1 protein-coding gene is annotated in these 2,385 nt (G+C 72.4%); it reads right to left on the bottom strand.

Features of this window, described 5'->3' with window-relative positions; all coding sequences use genetic code 11:
• Positions 1-162 precede the first annotated feature (162 nt).
• Positions 163-2,229 (bottom strand): HEAT repeat domain-containing protein, encoded by a 2,067-nt coding sequence (locus tag ACTIGN_RS18665; protein ID WP_439626552.1) that lies wholly within the window; start codon positions 2,227-2,229, stop codon positions 163-165.
• Between the last annotated feature and the right edge of the window lie 156 nt (positions 2,230-2,385).

The raw sequence follows: 2,385 nt of genomic DNA, 5'->3' as shown, positions 1-2,385 counted from the left end.
CCTGGTCTCGGGGGAGAGGTCGCGACGAGGCTCTGCGAGTCGCGGGTGAGGGGGCGGAGTCACGACAGGATACCAACCAGCCGGTACCACTCCGCCGTCTCTCACGAAACTCGGGGGGCTCACGCCCCCCGCTCGCTCGAACACGGACGACACGCCCCAGACTCACTGCGCGTTCTTGTAGCCCTTCGCGCGGTCGGCGAGGCCCTTGTCCTTGGTCGTGGCGATCACGCGGTCCAGTGCCTTCGCGAACTCGGCCTTGTTCGGCTCGCGGAGCGTCTTCGAGTGCGCCAGGCCGGTCACCCCCTTGCACGCCGCCTCGGCCAGTGCCGGCTGGTCGAGGTACGGCAGGACGTAGTGCAGCGTCTCGATCTGGCGGACGTTGCCGAGCCCTTCGAGGATCGCGCGGCGCTCGTCGTCGCGGGTCGACAGCTCCATCGCCCTTTTCAGCACCGCCAGCGCCGCGAGCCGCTCCTCGGGGGTGCGGTCCACGAGGACCGTGTTGACGCGGGTGAGGGCCTGGAGCGCCCGCACCTTCTCGGCGTCCTTCCCCTTCTCGGCGAGGGCGAGGAGGTCGTCGTTCGCGGTCGCGTCGGGCCAGTTGCACAGCCCGGCGACGGCCGCATCGTGCAGCGCCGGGTCGGTGCCCGCGAGCGCCTCGCGGAGCGTCTTCTTCGCGTCGGTCCCGCCGATGCGGCCGAGCAGGGGCAGGAGGTCGGCGGCGCGGTCCTTGGCGGTGTCCTTGATCGCGGCGAGCACCGGCTCGGCCCGCTTCTCGGCGTTCGCGATCTGCAGCGCGACGGCGGCGACCGCCTCCTGGGCCTGCTCGCGGTCCTTGCCCTTCTCGCTCTTGAGGAACGCCGCGATCATCCCCGGAATGTGCTCGGGCGCGGCCACCGACTTCAGCCCGGTGAACGCGGCCGTGCGGACGCTCGCGTCGGTTCCGGTGGCCGCCTTGAGCAGCGCCGGAACGGCGGCCGCGGCCTTGCGCCGCTCCAGGACGCCGATCAGCGCGACCGTGCGGGCCGGCGTCTTCTCGGCGTCGAGCGCCGCGAGGAGCTTCTCGTTCACGCCCTCGGCCGGCAGCGCCGCGAGGCTCTCGGTCGCGACCCCGGCGGCCGCGTCCTTGCTCGACATGATTTCGAGGAGTTGGTCCACGGTGCCGGCGTCGCCGAGCCGCCCGAGGGCCACGATCCCGGCGCGCTTCACGGCCGGGTCGGCGTCCCTCGCGGCGGCCGCGGCCACGGGCAGCAGCGACTTCTCCCCGCGGGCGGCGATGGCGGTGACGACCAGCACGCGGTTCGGCACGGTCAGCTTGTCGGTGCTCGACGCGAGCGCTTTCAACGCGCCGGCCGAGAGCCCTTCGATCTGCCCGACGGCGATGGCACGGGCACCGGCGTCGTCGCTCGCGAGGACCTCAAGAACCAACTCCCCGGCCTTGTCGCCGCTGCTCTGGATCACCCCGCGGAGGGCCGCGAGCCGCACCGGCTTCGCCTCGTCCTTGGTGTTGAGTTGCGCGTAGATCGCGGCGGCCTCGGCTGCCTTGTTCGACTTCAGCAAGCGATCGGCGTGCGCCAGCAGCGAGTCGGCGACGGCGGCGCGAGTCGCCCCCTTCACCTTCTCGCGGGCCGCGGCGAGCGATCCGGCGGCCTCGGCACCCGGGATGCGCCCGAGCGCCCGCGCCGCGGCGACGGAGGCCGCCTCGTCGGTCCCGGCGAGTTCCTTCGCGACGGCGGCAACGGCGGTCGCGTCCCCCCGGCGGCCGAGCGCGTTCAGCAACCCGACCTTCGCGCTGCCCTTCGCGTCGGCGAGTTTGTCGGCGAGCTTCGCCGTGGCCTTCGGGCTGGCGTTGTTCGCGAGTGCCCGCACGGCCGCCTCGCGGACCTCGTCGTCCGTGTCGCCGGCCGCAGCCGCGATGGCGTCGACGGACTCCTCGTTGCCGATGCGCTGGAGCTGCGCGAGGAGCCAGAGGCGGGCGGGCTTGGGGGTCTTGTCGTCGAGCTTCGCGGCCATCAGCTTGCAGGCCTCTTCGCGGAGCTTCTCGTTGCCGGGCGCGCCGACCGCGAAGCAGAGTTCCTGCCAGCGCTGCTGGGCCGCGGTCTCGCGCTTGCCGATTGCGGGGAGGAGTTCGGCGAAGGTGGCGTCGAGGGTCTTGCCCTTGAGGTCGGGCGGCGCTGCGGGGGCGCTGAGCGCCGCGGTCAGCGCGAGGAACGCGGGGAGAAGGTATCGCATGGGTGGGTGCAATGTTGTGGAGTGGTGGAAGGTAGGCGACTCGCTCCGCGAGTCGCGCCCCGGCGCAACAACTGGTGCCGGGGCGCATCAGAACGTGGTCGGTGTCACACGCGGAGCGAGTGACCTACATGTTCGCGAAGTAACCACACCCCCCAC

Origin of the sequence: Gemmata sp., assembly GCF_051859125.1 — a bacterium.
GTDB lineage: Bacteria > Planctomycetota > Planctomycetia > Gemmatales > Gemmataceae > Gemmata.
This window is presented reverse-complemented; position numbering and strand designations above follow the sequence as displayed.

Bases quoted from the DNA above. Each gene is read 5' to 3' on its own strand.
- ACTIGN_RS18665 (WP_439626552.1), bottom strand. From the start codon at position 2,229: ATGCGATACCTTCTCCCCGCGTTCCTCGCGCTGACCGCGGCGCTCAGC.